22 protein-coding genes and 1 tRNA gene are annotated in these 21,462 nt (G+C 67.9%); 20 read left to right on the top strand and 3 right to left on the bottom strand.

Features of this window, described 5'->3' with window-relative positions; translation table 11 throughout:
* Positions 1 to 110: 110 nt before the first annotated feature.
* The 3 genes from purN (at position 111) to KL771_RS02165 (ending at position 4,120) form a co-directional block, all read left to right on the top strand.
* Positions 111 to 731 (top strand): phosphoribosylglycinamide formyltransferase, encoded by a 621-nt coding sequence (gene purN / locus KL771_RS02175; RefSeq protein ID WP_390866514.1) that lies wholly within the window; start codon positions 111 to 113, stop codon positions 729 to 731.
* A 98-nt stretch (positions 732 to 829) separates the two neighbouring features.
* On the top strand, positions 830 to 3,640 hold the full coding sequence (gene gyrA / locus KL771_RS02170; protein WP_261966916.1) for a DNA gyrase subunit A: 2,811 nt from the start codon (positions 830 to 832) through the stop codon (positions 3,638 to 3,640).
* Positions 3,641 to 3,973: 333 nt separating this feature from the next.
* The gene (locus KL771_RS02165) at positions 3,974 to 4,120 is read left to right on the top strand and encodes a hypothetical protein (protein WP_261966915.1); all 147 of its coding nucleotides are present in this window, start codon (positions 3,974 to 3,976) and stop codon (positions 4,118 to 4,120) included.
* A gap of 116 nt (positions 4,121 to 4,236) precedes the next feature.
* On the opposite strand, the gene KL771_RS02160 is transcribed toward KL771_RS02165, so the two are convergent.
* Positions 4,237 to 4,539 (bottom strand): hypothetical protein, encoded by a 303-nt coding sequence (locus KL771_RS02160; RefSeq protein ID WP_261966914.1) that lies wholly within the window; start codon positions 4,537 to 4,539, stop codon positions 4,237 to 4,239.
* A 172-nt stretch (positions 4,540 to 4,711) separates the two neighbouring features.
* Here KL771_RS02160 and KL771_RS02155 point away from each other — a divergent pair, with 172 nt between their 5' ends.
* From KL771_RS02155 to KL771_RS02145, 3 genes are all read left to right on the top strand, one after another.
* A complete protein-coding gene (locus tag KL771_RS02155; RefSeq protein WP_261966913.1) occupies positions 4,712 to 5,908 on the top strand; it encodes a benzoate/H(+) symporter BenE family transporter in 1,197 nt (398 codons plus the stop codon).
* Between the two features lie 164 nt (positions 5,909 to 6,072).
* Entirely contained in the window at positions 6,073 to 6,558 is a 486-nt protein-coding gene (locus KL771_RS02150) for a type III secretion system chaperone (protein WP_261966912.1), read from the top strand.
* A gap of 132 nt (positions 6,559 to 6,690) precedes the next feature.
* Positions 6,691 to 7,800, top strand: coding sequence for a hypothetical protein (locus KL771_RS02145; RefSeq protein ID WP_261966911.1), 1,110 nt, complete (start codon positions 6,691 to 6,693; stop codon positions 7,798 to 7,800).
* A gap of 91 nt (positions 7,801 to 7,891) precedes the next feature.
* Here the strand turns inward: KL771_RS02145 and KL771_RS02140 are convergent, their stop codons facing one another.
* Complete coding sequence (locus KL771_RS02140; protein ID WP_261966910.1) at positions 7,892 to 8,818, bottom strand: BKACE family enzyme; 927 nt, start codon at positions 8,816 to 8,818, stop codon at positions 7,892 to 7,894.
* A 447-nt stretch (positions 8,819 to 9,265) separates the two neighbouring features.
* On the opposite strand from KL771_RS02140, the gene KL771_RS02135 reads away from it, so the two are divergent.
* Positions 9,266 to 9,342 (top strand) — tRNA-Asp (locus KL771_RS02135).
* 314 nt (positions 9,343 to 9,656) lie between these two features.
* On the opposite strand, the gene KL771_RS02130 is transcribed toward KL771_RS02135, so the two are convergent.
* Positions 9,657 to 10,310: an alpha/beta hydrolase gene (locus tag KL771_RS02130; RefSeq protein WP_054361468.1), complete on the bottom strand. Its 654-nt coding sequence runs from the start codon at positions 10,308 to 10,310 to the stop codon at positions 9,657 to 9,659.
* 172 nt (positions 10,311 to 10,482) lie between these two features.
* Here KL771_RS02130 and KL771_RS02125 point away from each other — a divergent pair, with 172 nt between their 5' ends.
* From KL771_RS02125 to KL771_RS02065, 13 genes are all read left to right on the top strand, one after another.
* Entirely contained in the window at positions 10,483 to 10,980 is a 498-nt protein-coding gene (locus KL771_RS02125; protein WP_261966909.1) for a YfbM family protein, read from the top strand.
* Between the two features lie 99 nt (positions 10,981 to 11,079).
* Positions 11,080 to 12,237 carry a cysteine desulfurase family protein gene (locus tag KL771_RS02120; protein WP_261966908.1) on the top strand — a complete coding sequence of 386 codons (1,158 nt, stop codon included), beginning with the start codon at positions 11,080 to 11,082 and terminating at the stop codon, positions 12,235 to 12,237.
* A gap of 86 nt (positions 12,238 to 12,323) precedes the next feature.
* The gene (gene sufB, locus KL771_RS02115) at positions 12,324 to 13,793 is read left to right on the top strand and encodes a Fe-S cluster assembly protein SufB (RefSeq protein WP_261966907.1); all 1,470 of its coding nucleotides are present in this window, start codon (positions 12,324 to 12,326) and stop codon (positions 13,791 to 13,793) included.
* A complete protein-coding gene (locus KL771_RS02110; protein WP_261966906.1) occupies positions 13,793 to 14,008 on the top strand; it encodes a hypothetical protein in 216 nt (71 codons plus the stop codon). The genes sufB and KL771_RS02110 overlap by 1 nt, the downstream gene beginning before the upstream one ends.
* Positions 14,009 to 14,014: 6 nt before the next feature.
* Positions 14,015 to 14,398, top strand: coding sequence for an ADP-ribosylation/crystallin J1 (locus KL771_RS02105; protein WP_261966905.1), 384 nt, complete (start codon positions 14,015 to 14,017; stop codon positions 14,396 to 14,398).
* Positions 14,399 to 14,405: 7 nt separating this feature from the next.
* Positions 14,406 to 15,161 carry a Fe-S cluster assembly ATPase SufC gene (gene sufC, locus KL771_RS02100; RefSeq protein ID WP_261966904.1) on the top strand — a complete coding sequence of 252 codons (756 nt, stop codon included), beginning with the start codon at positions 14,406 to 14,408 and terminating at the stop codon, positions 15,159 to 15,161.
* A gap of 17 nt (positions 15,162 to 15,178) precedes the next feature.
* Positions 15,179 to 16,498: a Fe-S cluster assembly protein SufD gene (gene sufD, locus KL771_RS02095; protein ID WP_261966903.1), complete on the top strand. Its 1,320-nt coding sequence runs from the start codon at positions 15,179 to 15,181 to the stop codon at positions 16,496 to 16,498.
* 130 nt (positions 16,499 to 16,628) lie between these two features.
* Positions 16,629 to 17,846 (top strand): cysteine desulfurase, encoded by a 1,218-nt coding sequence (locus KL771_RS02090; RefSeq protein WP_261967080.1) that lies wholly within the window; start codon positions 16,629 to 16,631, stop codon positions 17,844 to 17,846.
* Positions 17,847 to 17,917: 71 nt separating this feature from the next.
* Entirely contained in the window at positions 17,918 to 18,313 is a 396-nt protein-coding gene (locus KL771_RS02085; RefSeq protein ID WP_390866507.1) for an SUF system Fe-S cluster assembly protein, read from the top strand.
* A 12-nt stretch (positions 18,314 to 18,325) separates the two neighbouring features.
* Complete coding sequence (sufA, locus tag KL771_RS02080; protein ID WP_261966901.1) at positions 18,326 to 18,691, top strand: Fe-S cluster assembly scaffold SufA; 366 nt, start codon at positions 18,326 to 18,328, stop codon at positions 18,689 to 18,691.
* An 89-nt stretch (positions 18,692 to 18,780) separates the two neighbouring features.
* Positions 18,781 to 19,722 (top strand): competence protein CoiA, encoded by a 942-nt coding sequence (locus KL771_RS02075; protein WP_261966900.1) that lies wholly within the window; start codon positions 18,781 to 18,783, stop codon positions 19,720 to 19,722.
* A 191-nt stretch (positions 19,723 to 19,913) separates the two neighbouring features.
* Complete coding sequence (locus KL771_RS02070; protein WP_261966899.1) at positions 19,914 to 20,498, top strand: NnrU family protein; 585 nt, start codon at positions 19,914 to 19,916, stop codon at positions 20,496 to 20,498.
* Positions 20,499 to 20,777: 279 nt separating this feature from the next.
* Entirely contained in the window at positions 20,778 to 21,458 is a 681-nt protein-coding gene (locus tag KL771_RS02065) for a tetratricopeptide repeat protein (protein ID WP_261966898.1), read from the top strand.
* The last annotated feature ends 4 nt before the right edge of the window (positions 21,459 to 21,462 follow it).

The raw sequence follows: 21,462 nt of genomic DNA, 5'->3' as shown, positions 1-21,462 counted from the left end.
CGCTTGGTGGGCCTGCGGTCGGGGGGCCTGCGGCTGGCACGGACGCGCCGCGCGGGACCGCGCCGCGCAAGCTCCGCGTCGGCATCATCATTTCCGGTGGCGGGTCCAACATGGCGGCGCTGGTGGCGGCGACCAAGCGGGCCGATTTCCCCGCCGAGGCCGTGCTGGTCCTGTCCAATCGCGCCGATGCCGGCGGCCTCGCCAAGGCGGCGGCGGCCGGGGTGCCGGCGGTGGTGATCAGCCACAAGGGCTTTCCGGACCGCGAGCGCTTCGAGATGGCGCTCCATGCCGAACTCGTCCGCCACGGCGTCGAGCTCGTCTGCCTCGCCGGCTTCATGCGGCTCTTGACGCCCTGGTTCATCGGCCAGTGGAAGAACCGGATGATCAACATCCACCCCTCGCTGCTGCCGGCCTATCCGGGCCTGCACACCCATGCCCGGGCGTTGCGGGACGGCGTCAAGCTCGCCGGCTGCACCGTCCATTTCGTGCGCGAGGCGATGGATACCGGGCCGGTCGTCGCCCAGGCCGCCGTGCCGGTGCTGGCCGGCGACACGCCGGACGGGCTCGCCGCCCGCGTGCTGGCGGCCGAACACCGGCTCTATCCGCATGCCCTCGATCTGGTCGCCTCCGGCCGGACCCGGATCGTGACCCGCGACGACGGCGGCGAGCACGTCGAAATCCGCGGCGAGGCCGAGCCGCCGGCCGCCATGATCTGGCCGCGAACGGCGTGACTTTGGAATCTCGCGTGCGCCCGCGCGCGAAATTGGCGTCCGCGGCCGGAATCGCCTATAGACGAGCCGTCGACATCCAGACCGAAGAGTGACGCGTTTTGGCCTCATCCGAAAAGCCGGTTCCGGGCGGGGAAAGCCCGTCGGACATCAAGCCGGTCTCCATCACCGACGAGATGCGCCGCAGCTACCTCGATTACGCGATGAGCGTGATCGTGAGCCGCGCGCTGCCGGACGTGCGCGACGGCCTGAAGCCGGTGCACCGCCGCATCCTCTTCTCGATGCACGAGAACGGCTACGACTGGAACAAGGCCTATCGCAAATCGGCCCGCGTCGTCGGCGACGTGATCGGTAAGTACCATCCGCATGGCGACCAGTCGGTCTACGACGCGCTCGTGCGCATGGCGCAGGACTTTGCGATGCGGGTGCCGCTGGTCGACGGCCAGGGCAATTTCGGCTCGGTCGACGGCGACCAGCCGGCGGCCATGCGCTACACCGAGGTCCGCCTGGAGAAGGTGGCGCACAGCCTCCTGGAGGATCTCGACAAGGACACGGTCGACTACCAGCCGAACTACGACAATTCGGAGCACGAGCCGACGGTGCTGCCGTCGCGCTTCCCGAACCTGCTCGTCAACGGCGCCGGCGGCATCGCGGTCGGCATGGCGACCAATATTCCGCCGCACAATCTCGGCGAGGTCTGCGACGCCGCGATCGCGATGATCGACAAGCCGGACATGACCGTCGCCGACCTGATCGAGATCATCCCGGGGCCGGACTTCCCGACCGCCGGCATCATCCTCGGCCGGGCCGGCATCCGCTCGGCCTATCTGACCGGGCGCGGCTCGATCATGATGCGCGGCCGGGTCAAGTTCGAGACCGCGCGCGGCGGCCGCGAGGCGATCGTCGTCGACCAGATCCCCTATCAGGTCAACAAGGCCTCGATGGTCGAGCGCATCGGCGAGCTGGTGCGCGAGAAGCGCGTCGAGGGCATCGCCGAGGTGCGCGACGAAAGCGACCGCGACGGCTACCGGGTCGTCATCGAGGTCAAGCGCGACGCCATGGCGGAAGTCGTGCTGAACCAGCTCTACAAGTTCACCACCCTGCAGTCCTCGTTCGGCTGCAACATGGTGGCGCTCAACGGCGGCAAGCCGGAGCTGATGAACCTGCGCGACATCATCCAGGCCTTCATCACCTTCCGCGAGGAGGTGATCGGCCGGCGCACGCGATTCCTGCTCAACAAGGCGCGCGACCGCGCCCATATCCTGGTCGGCTTGGCGATTGCGGTCGCCAATATCGACGAGGTCATCCACCTCATCCGCACTGCGCCCGATCCGGCCACCGCCAAGGCGCAGCTGATGGGCCGCGACTGGCCGGCCAAGGACATGGCGCCGCTGATCGCGCTGATCGCCGACCCGCGCCATACGCTCAACGAGGACGGCACCTACCGGCTGTCCGACGAGCAGGCCCGCGCCATCCTGGAATTGCGCCTCGCCCGCCTGACCGCGCTCGGCCGCGACGAGATCGCCGACGAATTGAACAAGCTCGCCCTGGAGATCGAGGACTATCTCGACATCCTGCGCTCGCGCGAGCGCATCCAGACCATCGTCAAGGACGAGCTTGCCGCCATCAAGGCCGAGTTCGCCACCCCGCGCCGCACCGAGATCGTGGAACTGGACGGCGAGGTCGACGACGAGGACCTGATCCAGCGCGAGGACATGGTCGTCACCGTGACCCATGCCGGCTGGATCAAGCGCGTGCCGCTGTCGACCTACCGGGCGCAGCGGCGCGGCGGCAAGGGCCGCTCCGGCATCTCGATGAAGGACGAGGATTTCGTCACCCGGCTGTTCGTGGCCAATACCCACGTGCCGATCCTGTTCTTCTCCTCGCGCGGCATGGCCTACAAGACCAAGGTCTGGCGCCTGCCCCTGGCCGCCCCGCAGGCGCGCGGCAAGGCGCTGGTCAACCTGCTGCCGCTGCAGGAGGGCGAGCGCATCACCTCGATCCTGCCGCTGCCGGAGGACGAGGAGACCTGGGAGACCCTCGACGTGGTCTTTGCGACCACCAAGGGCACGATCCGGCGCAACAAGCTGTCGGACTTCGTCCAGGTCAACCGCAACGGCAAGATCGCCATGAAGCTCGAAGAGGGCGAGGGCATCGTGTCGGTGGAAACCTGCACGGAGTTCGACGACGTGGTCATCACCACGGCGCTCGGCCAGTGCATCCGCTTCCCCGTCACCGACGTGCGCGTGTTCAAGGGCCGCGATTCCATGGGCGTGCGCGGCATCGCGCTCGGCGACGAGGATCAGGTCATCTCGATGACCGTGATCCGGCATTTCGAGGCCGTCGCCGACGAGCGCATCGCCTATCTGAAGCGCAGCCGCGCCCTGCGCGGCGAGGTCGATGCGGTCGAGAGCAACGGCACGGATGCCGAGGCCGAGGAAGCCCAGGGCGCCGAGGCCGGCAACGAGAACGGTGCGGAGAGCGGGGCCGGGGCGGGTGCCGACGTGCTCGGCGAGCGCCGCTATGTCGAGATGAGCGCCGCCGAGCAGTTCATCCTGACCATCTCGGAGAACGGCTACGGCAAGCGCACCTCGACCTTCGAGTACCGGATCACCGGACGCGGCGGCAAGGGCATCGTCGCCATGGCGGTGACCCCGCGCAACGGCCCGCTGGTGGCGAGCTTCCCGGTCGAAGACGGCGACCAGCTGATGCTGGTGACCAATGCCGGCCAGCTGATCCGCTGCCCGGTCGACGGCATCCGCATCGCCGGCCGCTCGACCCAGGGCGTCATCGTGTTCAACACCGCCGCCGACGAGAAGGTCGTCTCGGTCGAGCGCATCCGCGAGGAAGAGGACGGCGCCGCGGAGGGCGAGGGCGGCAACGGGGCCGGAGAGGCGCCGGCCGAGGGCTGATCGTCGTCCTGACGTGTGGTGCAGGACGACGATGGAATGGACCGCTGATGCGATCATCAGCCTGCAGGCTCGGCCGCGCGACCGGATCTGGTTCGAATGGGCGCCTGCGACCGCCGTTCTCGGGTTGGCGGATTTTGCGCCCCCTCGTCAAAGCCGCCTATGAAGACGGTCGGATCGATCCGCAGATCCAGACCTTCCGGCATGTCGAGGAGGATTTGGCATCTGAACTGGCCGGTCATGGCAAAATGGCGGCCATAGCCCTCACGCCGGCCGTTCCACAGCACCGTGGCGGCCCTCGAGACATGGCATTTCGCCCAGATCGCCGAAGGCCGGGTGCCGAAGCCGATCTCCGTTCCGTCGCCACCGGCTGCAGTCAAGGTCGGACGGAACGATCCCTATCCGTGCGGGCCCGGCAAGAAGTTCAAAAAATGCTGCCCCGGCAAGGACGGCGCGACGCTGCCTGATTTCCGCGTGCTGTGATCGCCTCGGTCCGGAAGGACCCGTCGTCGGCCGGCATCCCGCAGCGTTCCGTACGGCGAAGCGGCCCCGCGTTGGACTTGGGGGCGCCATCCGGCAGGCGGGTTACGGGGCCGCGCTCAGCGGCAGGCGTAGAGGCCCGGCGCCACGGTGAATTTCCGCGGACCCGGCATGGGCTCCGGTTCGGGGACCGATACGATCTTAACTTCCAGCGTGCAGGCGCCGGCCGTGACCCGGTAGAGATCGGGCGAGACATACTCGACCCGGTCGACCGGTGCGCCCGAAAGGCGTCCCATGACGGCGTCGCTGGCGAGAATGGCGCGGAGTTCCGCCAGACGCTGATACTGCGGCGCCAGGGCCGCGTGGCCGGGCAGGGCGGAAGCCGCCAGGCAAAGGCATGTGAAGATGGCAAGGCGCAGCATCGGCGGGGCTCGCAGTTGGAGTGTTCGAGCCAGGATAGCCGGTGCGGACCGGGCGCAACAGCGCCGACCGCGGCCACACATTGCGGATGCTGTCCGGTGGCGTCCGCCCCTTGCGCCACAAGGCTCGGATCGACCATACCGGACCGTCACGCCACGCGCCGGTCAGGGTCCGATGTCCACCGAAGCTCCGTCTTCCGCCGCTCCCGCCCGCGGCCCGACCTTTCCGGCCATCGCGGCCGGCACGCTCGCCGCGGTGGTCGGCTTCGCCTCGTCGCTGCCGGTCGCCCTGCAGGGGCTTATCGCGGCCGGGGCGAGCCAGGCGCAGGCGGCGTCGGGGCTGATGGCGCTGTCCTTCGCCATGGGGATCGGTACGCTCTGGGCGAGCGCGCGCCCGCGCATGCCGATCTCGCTCGCCTGGTCGACGCCGGGAGCCGCGCTGCTGACGGCGCAAGGGGCGGGAGCGGGCGGTTTCTCCGAATCGGTCGGCGCCTTCCTGGTCGCAGGCCTCCTGGTGGTGGTCGCCGGCAGCTGGCGGCCGCTGGCACGCGCCGTGGCGGCGATCCCGAACCCGCTCGCCAGCGCCATGCTGGCCGGCGTCCTGTTCGGGCTGTGCGTGGCGCCGGTCAAGGCGGTGGCGGCGATGCCGCTGCCGGCGCTGGCGATCGTCGCGGCCTGGGCGGTGACCGTGCGCATCAACCGGCTCTTCGCCGTGCCGGTGGCGTTGGCGGTCGCTGCGATCGCCTTCGTGGCGACCTCGCCGGTCGGGCTGGCGCAACTCGGCGCGCTCGCCCCGGAGGCGGTGCTGGTCGTGCCGTCGCTGTCCATCCACGCCCTGACCACGATCGCCTTGCCGCTCTTCGTCGTCACCATGGCGTCACAGAACATTCCCGGCATCGCGGTGCTGGCCGTCAACGGCTACCGGCCGGCGCCGGGGCCGCTGTTCCGGCTGACCGGCATCTTCTCGATCCTGGCCGCGCCGTTCGGCGGTCATGCCGTCAGTCTGGCGGCAATCACAGCCGCGCTCTGCGCCGGCCCGGATGCCGAGCCCGATCCGGCGCGCCGCTGGTGGGCGGCGGCGGTCAGCGGCATCGTCTATTGCCTGTTCGGCCTGTGCGCGACCGCCTTCGCGGCCTTCCTGACCGCCGCCCCGCCGCTGCTGATCCAGGCGGTCGCCGGCCTCGCCCTGATCGGCTCCTTTGCCGGCGCGCTGACCGGCGCGGTCGCCGAGAAGGACAAGACCGAGGCCGCGATGATCACCTTCGTGGTCACGGCCTCCGGCGTCGGCTTCCTCGGCATCGGCGGGGCGCTCTGGGGTCTGCTCGCCGGCGGCGCCTTCTTGGCGCTGCAGCGCTGGCGACGGGCCGGCTGAGGCCGTTTCGGCCGGATCCGTGGCGCCGGACGGACCGATCCGCCGTTGCGCTCCCGTCGCCGGCGGACGGCAGGCGTTCCGCGTCTCGGACTTACTGTCGATGTGCCGTAAGTGACATCGCAATCGTCTCGACCGCGATAGGGTCATGACAGGGGGATGGATCGATGAGCGAACAGGCCGGACGACCGCGAGGCGTCGATATACTGATGGACGATTTCGCGCGCCTCGTCGGGATACCCGGCATGGCCTTCGATGATCGAAACATATGCACGATCGAATATGAGGAACTGGTCCTCGAACTGGCCTTTGTCGGAGAGGATGCGGGCATCGTGGTCCGCCATCCGATTTCGCCGGGGTCACTGCCGCCGACCGACAATGCCCTGCGCATGCTGCTTCAGGCGAACGCCCTGTCGGCGGCGCAGGGGCTGGGGAGCGTGGCCTTCGACAGCGAACTAGGCGAACTCGCCTGGTTCGATCGGATCGCACTGCGCGGATTGACCGCCGACGGCCTCCTTGCGGCTCTGGCCTGGGCAGCCCGTGGCGCCGGCATCTGGCGCCGGGAACTGGTCCGGTTGGTCGGCGAGGAGCGGAGCGCAAGCCCGGATCAGTCATCGCTCGCGATCAGCGACGTGATGCTGTTCCGAGGCTGATGCGCCCGACGGGTCGCCAGACGCGACCCGATCGCGCCGCGCGCCGCCGACGCCGGCCGACATGGCGGGCTACCGGGAAGTCTGAAATCAATCGAAAGCCTGTCCGTAACACTGAACCAGCGGATTGATGCCATGGCCGACATTCTTCGCAGCATTGCCAACAGCACGGTCAAATCCGGCTTCGTCAGCTCCCTCCGTTTTGGGGACGTGGACAAGGGCAAGCAGGATTCCGTCAAGGTCTCTTCCAAGTCCAACCCGATCACATGGGTCGTCAATCAGCTTCGGACGAGCCACAACAAGGCCGTCAAGGATGATTTTCTTCAGGCCCTCGTCGATACGGGAAAATTCGATGCCAAAATCGCCTCCAAAAAGATCGAGGCCCTGAAGTCGGTCATCAACTACGAATCGTCGAAGCCGCTCGACCTGGATCAGGCGAAGCTCGCCATCAAGCTCTTCAACGGCAGCGTCAAGGACTTGAGCGAGGCGGAATACGGCTCCCTCTCGCCAAGCCAGCTTAATGCGCTGTCGCGCGGCACCGCGCTCGTCGGCATGGAGAAGCTCTACAGCGACGAGGGCGCGCGGTCCGGCGTCATGCAGTCGGGTATCGGCAATCCCTACCAGGTCGCCAAGGACAGCGGTCTGCTCGACGTGGCGGCACGCTATTTCACGTTGCGCGAGGACGTGCGCCAGGAGGTTGGCAAGGAAGCCGTGTCCGACACGCGCGGCTTCGACGACATCCACAGCTTCGTCGGCGCCTTCTCGGACAACAAGGACTTCATCGACAGCTTCATCCTGTCGCAGGTGGAGGTGAATGCCGGCAAGAGCCATGCGGAAGTGCAGGCGAAGCCTGAACAGGGCGGAAAGCCGCGCCTGCACGGCGACAACGATCCGAAACCGCAGGATTTCGACAACCCGGTCGACTACGGCAAGGCCATGCTCAGCGGGAAGCATGACGAAAATTCGCCGGTACGCCAGGGTTTCGAGCAATCCCTGAAGGTTCCGATGGGCAATCTGGCCAAGATCATGACCACGGTGCTCGATCGCACCGACATGACCAAGGCCGAGAAGCTCGCCGTTCTCGACGACCTGGCCCAATCGGTGCGCAGCGTGAAGAAGCCAGCCGTCTCCGACGAGGAACACATCGAAAAGCATGAGCGTGGTCAGACTCGGAACGACAACGTTCCGCAGGACGATATCGGCGAGATCGACGAAGAGGTCACAATCAGGAAGCCGAAGAACTGAGGGCGCCGGGCTCGGATGCCCCGGACCGGCGGAAAGGCCGGTCTGCCCCAGGAGGGCCGGCCCCACGTGAGGGCCGGCCGGAGCCGTCGGCTCAGAACTCGACCCGGTCGCCGCCCTTGAGTTCCAGGATGTTGCGCGCCTCGGCCGGGCTGGCGATCTCCAGGCCGAGCCCCTCGATGATCCGGCGCACATGGGCGACCTGCTCGGCGTTCGAGGCGGCGAAGCGGCCCTTGCCGAGCCACAGCGAGTCCTCCAGGCCGACGCGGACATTGCCGCCCATCGCAGCCGCCATCGCGGCGATCGGCATCTGGTGCCGGCCGGCGCCGAGCACCGACCAGCGATAGGCGTCGCCGAACAGGCGGTCGGCGGTGCGCTTCATATGCGCCACGTCCTCCGGATGCGGGCCGATGCCGCCGAGGATGCCGAACACGCTCTGCACGAAGAAGGGCGGCTTGACGAGGCCGCGCTCGACGAAATGGGCGAGCGTATAGAGATGGCCGATATCGTAGCACTCGATCTCGAACCGGGTGCCGTTCTCGGCGCAGGTGGTCAGGATCGTTTCGATGTCGGCGAAGGTATTCTTGAAGATGCGCTCCCGCGAGCCCTCCAGATAGGGCCGTTCCCAATCGTGCTTGAAGGTCTTGAACCGTTCGAGCATGGGGTAGAGGCCGAAATTCATCGTCCCCATATTGAGCGAGGCGACCTCGGGCTTGAAGGTCGCCACGGGGCGCAGCCGCTCCTCGATGGTCATGGTCGCCGCGCCGCCGGTGGTGATGTTCACCACCACGTCGCTCTGCTGTTTGATGCGCGAGAGGAACGGCAGGAAGCGCTCGGGGCTCTGGTCCGGGCGGCCGTCATGGGGATCGCGCGCATGCAGGTGCACGATGGCCGCGCCCGCCTCCGCGGCCCCGATCGCCGCCTCGGCGATCTCGTCGGCGGTGACGGGAATATGCGGCGACATGGACGGGGTATGGATCGAACCGGTGACCGCGCAGGTGATGACGACTTTCCGGGCCATGCGACTTTCCTCCACTATGTCGGCCGGACAAAGCCGCCGGCTCGGCGCGCCGGCTCTCTCGGCCGGTCGGGCGGATCGCGAATCGCGCGGGTTCGTCCATGCGGACGCACCGCGGCGATACCGCGCCGGCCGCCGAAAACCCTTGTATCTGCTGATCCTGCGCCGCACCAAGCCCGATGCTGCGGGCCGGTCATCCGAGCCGCGCAGGGCTGTTCCGGCGACCGAGACGGCGGGTCGCGACGCGGCCGGGTGGGAAGCCGGGGAAATTTCCTCGGCACCGTCGGGGCGTTCGGATCGGCGGAAATTCCGCGGGATTCCGCCATCCTTTCCAACGACTAGGATGATCCCGTGCGTTTTCCCCAAACTCGCCGCGCGAGCCGTGTTGACATGCGGATCGGCGCGCCTTAAACACCCGCCATCGCCGCCGGACATGAGCCGGCGCCGAGTGGGGGCGTAGCTCAGTTGGTTAGAGTGCCGGCCTGTCACGCCGGAGGTCGCGGGTTCGAGCCCCGTCGCTCCCGCCAATCATCTCCTTGAGATCGATTGGCTTTTCCCCACACACCCGCTGCGAGTTGACGCCCGATGCGACGGACCCCCGACGGGTCCATCGGCGCCGCCGTTTGCGCAGTCCCAGAGCGCGCAAGATCGAATGGCCGAACCCCGCGCGATTGGGCGACATCAAAGGCCGTCGGCTGCTCACGCAAAACCCGTCAAAGCTTGTCGATCCCGCCATCCGTGCCGTGACGCGTGGGCGTTTGCGCCGTCGGAGCCGCTCCTGAAACGACGACGGGCGCCGAAGCGCCCGTCCGATCCGTCATGACATCTGGCAAATGATGGCTCAGGCGGCGTCGACCCGGGCCAGGCGGCGGTCGACATAGGTCTCGCATTCGCCCATCAGCTCTTCGACCTTGTTCTCGAAGAAATGGTTGGCGCCCTCGACAATGCGCTGGTCGATGACGATGCCCTTCTGGGTCTTCAGCTTGTCGACCAGGGTCTGCACGTCCTTCTGCGGCACGACCTTGTCCACGTCGCCATGGATGATCAGGCCGGAGGACGGGCAGGGGGCCAGGAACGAGAAGTCGTGCAGATTGGCCGGCGGGGCGATCGAGATGAAGCCCTCGATCTCGGGCCGGCGCATTAGAAGCTGCATGCCGATCCAGGCGCCGAAGGAGAAGCCGGCGATCCAGCAGGAGCGGGCATCGGGATGGATGGTCTGCGCCCAGTCGAGCGCGGCCGCCGCATCCGACAGTTCGCCGCCGCCATGGTCGAACTCGCCCTGGCTGCGGCCGACGCCGCGGAAATTGAAGCGCAGCACGGCAAAGCCGCGCTTCGCGAACATGTAGAACAGCTGGTACACGACCTGATTGTTCATCGTGCCGCCGAACTGCGGGTGCGGGTGCAGGATCAGCGCGATCGGGGCGTTGCGCCCCTTGGCTGGCTGGAAGCGACCTTCGATGCGTCCGGCGGGTCCGTTGAAGATCACCTCGGGCATGGGCAAAGTCCTGTTCGGTTTCTTGTGAGGTTCTGCCGTCGAATGCGGCGGATCGCGTTCGAGGGGGCGTTCCGGCATCCCCGACCCGGAAAACCCAGCCGGAGCGTCGCGTCCGCTTCTGTTACCATGGCGGGGGGTGGCGAATACAAGCGCTAAAATAGGAACCGAAGCGATGGGTTTCGAGGTCACTCTCCGGGCGATGCCGGTTGCCGCCGCCGCCGGATTGGCCGAACTTTCCCCCGACGACGACGGAACCTTCGAAATCTTGGCCGCGATCGAAGGCGGGGCTCGCTTGACTTGCAGCCTCGACCGCCGCTTCGACTGGCTGCGCTTCGTTCTCGCCGGTCTGATCGGTCCGCAGATGGCGGAGGCGGCGGTCTTCGGGCAGGCCGTTGTCGCGCCCGGCTTGAGGGCGAGCCAGGGCTTCGCCTATCGCTGGAACGACGGACCGGCGGTCGCGGCGATCGCCGCATCTCTCGACCGGCTCGACCCGACAGCGGTGCGGCGGGCCGTGGATCTGCCGGCGATGGCCGCGGCCGGTGTCTACAAGATCGGGCAGGCCGATGCGGCGGTCCTGCCGGCGGGCGTCGCGGCGGATTTCGCCGCCTTGCAGGGCTTCTATCGGCAGACCGTCGCCCGGGGGCTCGCCGTGCTGGTCACCCGGGACTGATGTCGCTGCGTTTTGCGCCGTACCCCTTGCGGAGCGGGCCGATCGCAGCCATTCACGAGGCATCGTCCGCCGCCGATACCCCCGAACCGACCCGAGTTCATGTCCGCCGAACCGCGCCTCTATCTCGACCACAACGCGACCGCGCCGCTCCGTCCCGAGGCGATGGCGGCGGCGGTCGCGGCGATGCGGGCGGGTGGCAACGCCTCCTCGGTCCATGCCGAGGGGCGCGCGGCGCGGGCGGCGATCGAGCGCGCGCGCGCTGCGGTGGGCCGGCTGGCGGGCGTCTCGCCGGGTCGGGTCACCTTCACCAGCGGCGCCACCGAGGCGGCGGCGACCCTGCTGCAGCCGGACTGGACGGCGCAGGGCAGGCCGCTGCGATTCGCGCGGCTGATCGTTTCGGCCGTCGAGCATCCCTGCATTCTGCGCGGAGGACGCTTTGCGGCCGGCATGGTGAGCGAATTGCCCGTCGATGCCGACGGGATCGTTCGCCTGGACCACCTCGAGGCTCTGCTGGCGGAGGGACCGGGACCGGTGCTGGTCGCCGTGCAACTGGCCAACAGCGAGACCGGCGTGATCCAGCCGATCGAGGCGGTCGCCGGGATGGTGCGCGGTCATGGCGGCATTTTGGTCTGCGATGCCGTCCAGGCGGCCGGCCGGCTGCCGCTCGCACGGGTGCCGGCCGACTGTCTCATGCTCTCCGGCCACAAGATCGGTGGGCTGGCCGGGGCCGGTGCGATCGTGGCGCGCGACGATGGCGGGCCCGTTCCGCTGCTGACCGGCGGTGGCCAGGAGCGCAACCGCCGGGCCGGCACGGAGGCGCTGCCGGCCATCGCCGCCTTCGGAGCCGCCGCCGAGGCCGCCGTCAACGATCTTCAAAATATCGGCGCGCTGACCGACCTTCGGGACTGGCTCCGCGACGCCTTGCGCACTATATCTCCGACCTTGACGGTCATCGGTGAAAACGCGGATCGTCTGCCCAACACGCTGTGCGTGGCGCTCCCCGGTGTCGCTGCCGAGACAGCCGTGATAGCCTTCGATCTCGAGGGCGTGGCGGTTTCGGCCGGTTCGGCCTGTTCGTCGGGCAAGGTCGGCGCCTCCCATGTCCTCAAGGCCATGGGCATGCCCGACGCGGCGGCGCGCGGCGGCCTGCGGATCAGTCTCGGCTGGTCGACGCAGCGGGCGGATGTCGAACGGTTCATCGGCGTCTGGCGACGTGTCGTCGCGCGGCTCGGATCCGGATCCGGGCGTGCGGCGTAGAAGTGAGTATGGAGGGCTGCGGCCCTTCGGTTTCATGATCCAGTCTTGAACCGGCGGTCCTTGAAGCCGCGTCGGGGGAGAGCAGAATGCCGGCAGTTCAGGAAACGGTCGACCAGGTTCTGGCGATCGACGTCGACCAGTACAAGTATGGCTTCGAGACCGCGATCGAGTCCGATCTCGCGCCGAAGGGCCTGGACGAGTCCACGGTCCGCTTCATCTCCGCCAAGAAGAACGAGCCCGAATGGCTGCTCGAATGGCGCCTCGACGCGTTCCGTCGCTGGCAGACCATGGAGGAGCCGACCTGGGCGCGGGTCGACTATCCGAAGATCGATTTTCAGGACCTCTACTACTACGCGGCGCCGAAGGGTACCGCGGGTCCGAAGAGCCTCGACGAGGTCGATCCGGAACTCCTGCGCACCTACGAGAAGCTGGGCATTCCCCTGCGCGAGCAGGAGGTCCTGGCCGGCGTGCAGGGCGCCAAGATCGCTGTCGACGCGGTGTTCGATTCGGTCTCGGTCGTCACCACCTTCCGCGAGGAGCTGAAGAAGGCCGGCGTCATCTTCTGCTCGATCTCGGAAGCCGTGCGCGAGCATCCGGAGCTGGTCCGGAAGTATCTCGGCTCCGTCGTGCCGGTGACCGACAACTTCTATGCGACGCTCAATTCGGCGGTCTTCTCGGACGGCTCCTTTGTCTACATTCCGCCGGGCGTGCGCTGCCCGATGGAGCTGTCGACCTACTTCCGGATCAACGAGAAGAATACCGGCCAATTCGAGCGCACCCTGATCATCGCCGACCGCGGCGCCTATGTCTCCTATCTGGAGGGCTGCACGGCGCCGCAGCGCGACGAGAACCAGCTGCATGCGGCCGTGGTCGAGCTGGTCGCGCTGGAAGATGCCGAGATCAAATATTCGACCGTCCAGAACTGGTATCCGGGCGATCGCGACGGCAAGGGCGGCATCTACAATTTCGTCACCAAGCGCGGCGATTGCCGCGAGGCGCGCGCCAAGATCTCCTGGACGCAGGTCGAGACCGGCTCGGCGATCACCTGGAAATATCCGAGCTGCATCCTGCGCGGCGACGAGAGCCAGGGCGAGTTCTACTCGATCGCCATCTCCAACGGCTACCAGCAGGTCGATTCCGGGACCAAGATGATCCATCTCGGCAAGAATACTTCGAGCCGGATCATCTCCAAGGGCATCTCGGCCGGCCGGTCGAACAACACCTATCGCGGGCTGGTCTCGATCAACCGCAAGGCGACCAACGCGCGCAACTTCACCAATTGCGACTCGCTTCTGATCGGCCACGACTGCGGTGCCCATACGGTGCCGTATATCGAGACCCGCAATGCGACCGCGACCGTGGAGCACGAGGCGACCACCTCGAAGATCTCCGAGGATCAGCTGTTCTATTGCGTCAGCCGCGGGTTGTCGTCGGAGGAGGCGGTGGCGCTGATCGTGAACGGCTTCGTTCGCGACGTGCTGCAGCAGCTGCCGATGGAATTCGCCGTCGAAGCGCAGAAGCTGATCGGCATCAGCCTGGAGGGGAGCGTGGGGTGATGGAGACCGACAATCTCATCCTCGAGCACCTGCGCGCGATCCGTCGCGACATGGCGCGGATGAACGGGGCGATGCAGACCATGCAGGCCGAGACGACTGCGATCCGCCACCAGCTCGCCGCGATCGTCACCCTGCAGGATCACGATCACGGCGATATCGCCGAGCTCAAACTGAGGGTCGACAGGATCGAGCAACGGCTCGATCTCGTCGACTGATCTGCGGTGACGCCGCCTGCCGTCGCCACGCTCTTTCGGCCGGTCGGGTCGGTTGAGTTGCGGTTGATAGCAGAGGCTGGGTGGCGGGCCTTTCCGCCGCGGCTGCCGGATCAGCCGATCTTCTATCCGGTCACGAATTTGGACTATGCGGTGCGGATCGCGCGCGATTGGAATACGAAGTTTGGCGACCGGCTCGGCCATGTCACACGCTTTTCTGTCCTGAAGCGCTACCTGGATCGCTTCGAGACCCGGATCGTGGGCGGTGCGGAACATGAGGAATACTGGATCCCGGCGGAAGGGCTGCCGGAGTTCAACGCGAATATCGTCGGCTTGATCGAGGTCGTCGCATCCTTCACGGAAGCCGATCGGATCGCCGCGGAAACGGGATGATGGAACGATGCTTGAAGTCAAGAACCTGCATGTGAAGATCGCCGACGAAGGCCGTGAGATCCTTCGCGGTCTCGATCTGGTCGTCAAGCCCGGCGAGGTCCATGCGATCATGGGTCCGAACGGCTCGGGCAAGTCGACGCTCTCCTACGTGCTGGCCGGCAAGCCGGACTACGAGGTCACCGACGGCGAGGTCACTCTCGACGGTGCCGACCTCCTGGCCATGGAGGCCGACGAGCGGGCGGCGCGCGGCGTGTTTCTGGCCTTCCAGTATCCGGTCGAGATCCCCGGCGTCGCCAACATGACGTTCCTGAAGGCCGCGCTCAACGCCCAGCGCAAGGCGCGCGGCGAGGGCGAGATCCTGACGCCGGACTTCATGCGCCTGGTGCGCAGCGAGGCCGGCAAGCTGGCCATCAACCAGGACATGCTCAAGCGTCCGGTCAATGTCGGATTTTCGGGCGGCGAGAAGAAGCGCAACGAGATCCTGCAGATGGCCGTGCTGCAGCCGAAGCTGTGCATCCTCGACGAGACCGATTCGGGCCTCGACATCGACGCGCTCAAGATCGTCTCCGAGGGCGTCAACGCGCTGCGCTCGCCCGATCGCGCCTTCGTGGTGATCACCCACTACCAGCGCCTGCTCGACCATATCCGCCCGGACTTCGTGCACGTCCTCTCGAAGGGTCGCATCGTGCGCTCCGGCGGGCCGGAACTGGCGCTGGAACTGGAGGCCAAGGGCTACGCCGACTATGTCGGTGAGGCCGCCTGATGCCGGAGTCCGCCGTCATGACCGCCGAACCGCGCATTCTCCGGACGCAGGCCGAGAAGGACCTGCTCGATCTGTGGCGCCGCAAGCCCGAGCGCGCCGATTCGGCCGCGATCGCCACGCTGCGCGATGCCGCCATCGCGCGCTTCGACAAGGCCGGCCTGCCGCATCGGCGGGTCGAAGAGTACAAGTATACCGACCTGCGCGCGCTCCTGAAGACGGTGCCGCCGCTGGCCGGCCGCGCCGATGCCGAGACCGCGCGCACCGCCGCCGGTCCGGCGGCCGAGGGCGAGGTGCGGCTGGTCTTCCTCGACGGCCATTTCGAGCCCACCCTGTCCGGCGCGCTGCCGAAGGGCGTCACCGTCGAGAGCCTCGCCAACCTGCTGCCGCACGGCCACACCCTCGGCGACCGGCTCGGCCTCTCGCCCCTGGCGATGCAGGATCCGCTGGTCGGCCTGAACACCGCCTTCATGCGCGACGGCGCGGTGATCCGGGTCGCGGCGCGCACCAAGGTGGCCGAGCGGATCGCAATCGAGCATGTCGCGACCGGCGCCCACGCGGCCTTCCTGCGCCACGCCGTGGCGGTCGAGGATCAGGCCGAGGTCACGATCGTCGAGCGCTATCGCGGTCCGGCGGAAGCGGCCAGCCATGTCAATGCGGTCGTCGAACTGACGATCGGCGACGGCGCGACCGTGCACTGGGTCAAGCTGCAGACCGAAGGTCTCGCGGCGGCGCATTTCTCGACCCTGGTGGTCGATCTGTCCGAGAAGGCCGAGCTCGATCATTTCGCGCTCGGGGCCGGCGCCGCTGTCGCCCGGGCACAGGTCTTCGCGCGCTTCTCCGGCGAGCACGCCACGCTCTCGACCCGGGCCGCGACCCTGCTCGAAGGCCGGCGGCATGCGGACGCGACGCTGGTCGTCGACCATGCCGTACCGCACGGCACCAGCCGCGAGCTCTACCGCGCGGTCATCGACGGCGAGGCCAAGTCGGTCTTCCAGGGCAAGATCGTCGTCCGCCAGCACGCCCAGAAGACCGACGGCAAGATGGCCTCGAACGCCGTCCTGCTGACCGACGCGGCCGAGGCGATGAACAAGCCGGAGCTCGAGATCTTCGCCGACGATGTGGTCTGCGGCCACGGTGCGACGGCAGGCGAACTCGACGAGCGGCTGAAATTCTATCTGATGAGCCGCGGCATCCCGGCCGCCGAGGCCGAGACGCTGCTGATCATGGCCTTCCTCGGCGAGGCGGTCGACACCATCGCCGACGAGGCGCTGCGCGATCAGGTCACGGCCGAGATCGAGGCCTGGCTGGAACGGCGTGCGGCCGCGAAGGCGGCGTGACTATCGATGCCCGACGCGCCCCGGATCACCGGTCCGGGGCGGGGCGGGCGAGCGACGTGAGGCAGGCGGCGGGCCGCTTGCCGGGAAGGCAGGACGACCCGTGAACATCGCCATCGATCCGGCTCAGGCCATGCCCTACGACGTGGAGGCGATCCGGCGGGATTTCCCGATCCTGTCGATGAAGGTCAACGGCCGCGACCTCGTCTATCTCGACAACGGCGCTTCGGCGCAGAAGCCGCAGGCGGTCATCGACCGCATGGTCCGGCTGATGACCACCGAATATGCCAATGTCCACCGCGGTCTGCACTATCTCGCCAATGCGGCGACCGAGGCCTACGAGGAGGCGCGCGAGATCGTCCGCGGCTATCTCGGGGCGGCCTCGACCGACGAGATCATCTTCACGAAATCGGTCACCGAGGCTCTGAACCTGGTCGCCGCCTCGCTCGGCCAGTCGATCGGGGAGGGCGACGAGATCGTCCTCTCGATCATGGAGCACCATTCCAACATCGTGCCCTGGCATTTCCTGCGCGAGCGCAAGGGTGCGGTGATCAAGTGGGTGCCGGTCGCCGACGACGGGTCCTTCCTGTTCGAAGAGTTCGAGAAGCTGGTCACCCCGCGCACCAAGGTGGTGGCGATCACCCACATGTCGAACATGCTCGGCACCGTCACGCCGATCAAGGACATCGTCCGGGTCGCCAAGGCGGTCGGCGCCAAGGTGGTGGTCGACGGCGCCCAGGCGGCCGTGCACATGCCGGTCGACGTGCAGGACCTCGGCGTCGACTTCTACGGCGTCACCGGCCACAAGCTCTACGGCCCGACCGGGATCGGCGTTCTCTACGGCCGGCGCGAACTCCTCGCGGAGATGCCGCCTTTCCTCGGCGGCGGCGAGATGATCCGCGACGTGACCAAGGAAAACGTCACCTACGGCGAGCCGCCGCATCGCTTCGAGGCCGGCACGCCGCCGATCATCGAGGCGGTCGGGCTCGGCGCTGCGCTGCGCTACATAGAGGATATCGGCCGCGCCCGGATTGCCGCCCACGAAGCGAGCTTGCGCGACTATGCCCATGAGCGGCTGTCGCAGATCAACCGCGTGCGCATCTTCGGGACCGCGCCCGGCAAGGGGGCGATCGTCTCCTTCGAACTCGAGGGCGCCCATGCCCATGACGTAGCGACGATCCTGGATCGCTACGGGGTTGCGGTGCGCGCAGGCACCCATTGCGCCCAGCCGCTCTTGCAACGTTTCGGCGTCACCTCCACATGCCGTGCCAGCATGGGCCTCTACAATACCCGCCTGGAGATCGACCGGCTTGCCGAAGCTCTTCAAAAGGCACATGATTTCTTTGCATGACGGATGGACGGTCCGGCATGCGACCGCGTGCCGGGCGGGAAACGAGACTGGACGGGCGAGGGCCGATGGCCATGGACGCAAGAGTGAACGACACCGAACCGCTCGGACAGCCGCCGGCTGCGCCGGAAAGACAGGCGGCGAGCGCGATTCCGGCCGAGGAACTGGAGCGCCTGACGACCGACATCATCGGCGCCCTGAAGACGGTCTACGATCCCGAGATTCCGGCCGACATCTACGAACTCGGCCTGATCTACAGGATCGATATCGACGACGACCGCAATGTCGATATCGACATGACGCTGACCGCTCCGGGCTGTCCGGTCGCCGGCGAGATGCCGGGCTGGGTTGAGAATGCGGTCAATTCCGTGTCGGGCGTCGGCGACGTGCGCGTGCGCATGGTGTTCGATCCGCCGTGGGATCAGGGACGCATGTCCGACGAGGCGCGCGTGGCGCTGGACTGGTATTGAGGGACGACATCCATGTTCGGATTGAAGGTCATCTCGCTCACCGACGCGGCCGCAGAGCGCGTCAAGGAGATCATGTCCGGCTCGGAGCGCCCGATCCAGGGTCTCCGGCTCGGCGTCAAGAAGGGCGGCTGCGCCGGCATGTCCTATACGATGGACTATGTCGAGACGCCCGATCCCAAGGACGACGTGGTCGACGAGAAGGGCGTGAAGGTCTTCGTCGATCCCAAGGCCGCCCTGTTCCTGCTCGGAACCACGATGGATTTCGAGACCAGCAAGCTGTCCTCCGGCTTCGTGTTCCGCAATCCCAACGAGGTTTCGGCCTGCGGCTGCGGCGAATCCGTCGAACTGAAGCCCGCCGAGATCGCCGGGACGCATTGACCCGGGGCACATTGACCGGGGTGCATTGACCTTGATGCATTGGCCGGTTCGGGCCGCGCGGCCCGGGTCTCGCCGTCGGGGGCGGTCGGATGCTGGTTGCCGAACGTGACGGCCTTCTGATCGATGCGGCGGCGGCGCGCCGCCATGACGGCTTCGTCTGCCCGGAATGCGGCCGGGCCTTGATCCTGCGCCGCGGCGACCTGAAGGTATCCCACTTCGCCCATTTGCCGCCGGTCGAGTGCCGGGAGGCACGCGGCGAGACGGAGGCCCACCACTGGGCCAAGGCGGCGCTGCGCGACGCCTTCCTTGAACGCCGCATGGAGGCGGAGGTCGAACGGCGGCTGGTCGGTGATCCGGCCGAGCGGCGGACCGACCTCGCCCTGGCCTTGCCGGGCGGCGGCATGGTGGCGATCGAAATCCAGCGCTCCGACCTGACCGTCGCCGAACTTCGCACGCGCACCGCCAGCTACATGCGCGCGTCCGTCCCGGTCCTCTGGGTCGGTCTCGTCGACGCCGCTCTGGCGGAACGGATCGCGGCCGGGCGGCCGGGAGCCGGGCAGTCGCCCGAGGGGCTGTTTCTGGATCGCCTGCCGCTGCCGGCCTGGGCGCGTTTTGCCGGCCGTCTGGCGTTCGGCCGCGGCGCCTGGCTCGATCCGGCCACCGGGGCGCTGTGGATCGGTCGGCAGGAAGTCGCCCGCCAGTTCGCCGCACCCTTCCGCCGCGGCGATCCCGAGACCGGATTCCAGGATGTCGGTGGCCGCTGGAGTTCGATGAAGACCCGCGTCGACCTGCGCCTGCATGGGCCCGTGCCGCTGCGGGACCTGATCGTGCGGGCCTCGCGCCGGCGGGCGGCGCGGATCGGCGGCATGGACCTGCCGGCCGGACCGATCGCCTGGTTCGACACCGAAGACGGTCTCGACGGCCGCATCGAGGCGTTCACGCGCGGCTACCGCGCCGCGCGGGCGGCCGTGCTCGGACGCCCCGGCGCCGCCGCGCCCGACCGGACGCGCGCCGGGCGTCCTGCGCCGTGAATGCGCCGGCCTTTTTTACGCCCGGCCGCATTGAACGGCCGGCCATGCTCTGCGACAACGAAACCGCCTCGCCTTTGGAATGCTTCCAGGGTTCCGGACCGTCGGAACGCAGGCCGGGTCACGCGCCAATCGCGTCTCCGGGCGGCGCGCCGGCCGCGGCTTCGCCCGGAAACGCTTGAGGAACCGCCGCCATGCCGATCCTGCTTCTCGTTCTGGGTCTCGTGCTCTTTCTCGGGGCCCATATGCTGCCGACCCGGCCGGCCCTGCGCGGCGCGCTGGTCGGCCGCTTCGGGCAGACCGGCTATGCCGGCCTGTTTGCGATCGCTTCGCTCGGCGGCCTCGCCCTGGTGGTCTGGGGCTATGGCGCGGCGCGGTCCTCCGGCCTGACCGGATCGATGGTGCTCTACGATCCGCCGGCCTGGACGCGCCATCTGGTCGCGTTGCTGATGATCCCGGTCTTCCCGCTGCTTGCCGCCACCGGGAGCACGTCGCGAATCCGCACGATCGTCAAGCATCCGATGCTGGTCGCCGTGAAGCTCTGGGCGGTCGCGCATCTGATCGCCAATGGCAGCGTCCCGGACGTGATCCTGTTCGGTTCGATTCTGGCCTGGGCGGTGGTCGACCGCATCTCGGTCAAGCGGCGCGGCGCCCAGACGCCGCCGGCCGTCGCGCGGTGGACGCAGCGCGACACGATCGCCGTGGTGGTCGGTCTCGCGCTCTATCTCGCCTTCGTGTTCCGCCTGCATCTGTGGCTGATCGGCGTCAGTCCGGTCTGACCGCAACCTGTCGGGTCGGTCGGGTGGGTGCGGACGCAAATCCGCCACGAAAAGGATCGAATCCGGCGCGACAGCAGGGAGGTCGGTTTTCGACCCGCCCGATTTGCGGGGATCGAGCCCTCCGGCTATGGTGCGCCGCCCGTCACGGGGCGGCTTTGCCTGTCGCGCCATCGGTGCGGCGGCGGCCGGGCAGGGCAGTGCGGTTCTCGGCGGCCAGGGCCGTCATGAGAGCCGCCGGCGCCGAGAAGAACAGGCCGGGCTGACCGGGAACGAGGATCAATGGCGGATATCTTCAACGAAATCGACGAGGATCTCAGGCGCGACCAGCTGAAGAAGCTGTGGGATCGCTACTCGACTGTGATCCTCGGGCTCGCCTTCCTGATCGTTGCCGGTGTGGCCGGATGGCGCGGCTGGGAATATTGGCGTCTGCAGCAGGCGCAGGCCCATGGCCAGCAGTATTTTGCGGCTGTGAAGCTCTCCGCCGACGGCGATCACAAGGGTGCCGAGGAAGCCTTCCGGGCACTGGGAGCTTCCGGTTTTGCCGGCTATCCGGTCCTGGCGGGTCTGCGTGCGGCGGGCGAACTGGCCTTGGCCGGCGATCCGGCCGGCGCGATCAAGGCCTATGACGATCTCGCCCGTCAGACCACGACGCCGCCGCTCCTCGCCGGAACGGCCCGGGCGCGGGCCGCCTATCTGGCGCTCGATGTCGAGGATCGTGCGGCCGTCGAGGCGCGCGCCAAGGCGCTGACGGCCGCCAACGATCCCTGGCGCTTTTCGGGTCGCGAAATCCTCGCGCTCGCCGCCTACAAGGCCGGCGACATGGAGGCCGCCCGGCGCGAATTCGAAGCGCTGACCAAGGAGGCCGACGTGCCGCGCGATTTCACGGCCCGCGCCGAAATCCTGATGGGGCTGATCCGAGCCTCCGCCTCGGCGAAGCCCGCCGAGAAACCCGCACAGTGAGGTG

Source organism: Prosthecodimorpha staleyi, assembly GCF_018729455.1.
GTDB classification, from domain to species: Bacteria; Pseudomonadota; Alphaproteobacteria; order Rhizobiales; family Ancalomicrobiaceae; genus Prosthecodimorpha; species Prosthecodimorpha staleyi.
Note: the sequence above shows the minus strand (reverse complement) of the source record. Positions and strands in the feature narration are given on the sequence as shown.

What these genes read in the sequence shown, in the direction of transcription:
- purN (WP_390866514.1), top strand. Translation starts at nt 111, where the DNA reads ATGGCGGCGCTGGTGGCGGCGACCAAGCGGGCCGATTTCCCCGCCGAG.
- KL771_RS02150 (WP_261966912.1), top strand. Translation starts at nt 6,073, where the DNA reads ATGAGCGAACAGGCCGGACGACCGCGAGGCGTCGATATACTGATGGAC.
- KL771_RS02160 (WP_261966914.1), bottom strand. Translation starts at nt 4,539, where the DNA reads ATGCTGCGCCTTGCCATCTTCACATGCCTTTGCCTGGCGGCTTCCGCC.
- KL771_RS02120 (WP_261966908.1), top strand. Translation starts at nt 11,080, where the DNA reads ATGTCCGCCGAACCGCGCCTCTATCTCGACCACAACGCGACCGCGCCG.
- sufD (WP_261966903.1), top strand. Translation starts at nt 15,179, where the DNA reads ATGACCGCCGAACCGCGCATTCTCCGGACGCAGGCCGAGAAGGACCTG.
- KL771_RS02065 (WP_261966898.1), top strand. Translation starts at nt 20,778, where the DNA reads ATGGCGGATATCTTCAACGAAATCGACGAGGATCTCAGGCGCGACCAG.
- KL771_RS02140 (WP_261966910.1), bottom strand. Translation starts at nt 8,818, where the DNA reads ATGGCCCGGAAAGTCGTCATCACCTGCGCGGTCACCGGTTCGATCCAT.
- sufC (WP_261966904.1), top strand. Translation starts at nt 14,406, where the DNA reads ATGCTTGAAGTCAAGAACCTGCATGTGAAGATCGCCGACGAAGGCCGT.
- KL771_RS02125 (WP_261966909.1), top strand. Translation starts at nt 10,483, where the DNA reads ATGGGTTTCGAGGTCACTCTCCGGGCGATGCCGGTTGCCGCCGCCGCC.
- KL771_RS02145 (WP_261966911.1), top strand. Translation starts at nt 6,691, where the DNA reads ATGGCCGACATTCTTCGCAGCATTGCCAACAGCACGGTCAAATCCGGC.
- KL771_RS02155 (WP_261966913.1), top strand. Translation starts at nt 4,712, where the DNA reads ATGTCCACCGAAGCTCCGTCTTCCGCCGCTCCCGCCCGCGGCCCGACC.
- sufA (WP_261966901.1), top strand. Translation starts at nt 18,326, where the DNA reads ATGTTCGGATTGAAGGTCATCTCGCTCACCGACGCGGCCGCAGAGCGC.
- KL771_RS02070 (WP_261966899.1), top strand. Translation starts at nt 19,914, where the DNA reads ATGCCGATCCTGCTTCTCGTTCTGGGTCTCGTGCTCTTTCTCGGGGCC.
- KL771_RS02085 (WP_390866507.1), top strand. Translation starts at nt 17,918, where the DNA reads ATGGACGCAAGAGTGAACGACACCGAACCGCTCGGACAGCCGCCGGCT.
- KL771_RS02130 (WP_054361468.1), bottom strand. Translation starts at nt 10,310, where the DNA reads ATGCCCGAGGTGATCTTCAACGGACCCGCCGGACGCATCGAAGGTCGC.
- KL771_RS02075 (WP_261966900.1), top strand. Translation starts at nt 18,781, where the DNA reads ATGCTGGTTGCCGAACGTGACGGCCTTCTGATCGATGCGGCGGCGGCG.
- sufB (WP_261966907.1), top strand. Translation starts at nt 12,324, where the DNA reads ATGCCGGCAGTTCAGGAAACGGTCGACCAGGTTCTGGCGATCGACGTC.
- KL771_RS02090 (WP_261967080.1), top strand. Translation starts at nt 16,629, where the DNA reads ATGCCCTACGACGTGGAGGCGATCCGGCGGGATTTCCCGATCCTGTCG.
- KL771_RS02110 (WP_261966906.1), top strand. Translation starts at nt 13,793, where the DNA reads ATGGAGACCGACAATCTCATCCTCGAGCACCTGCGCGCGATCCGTCGC.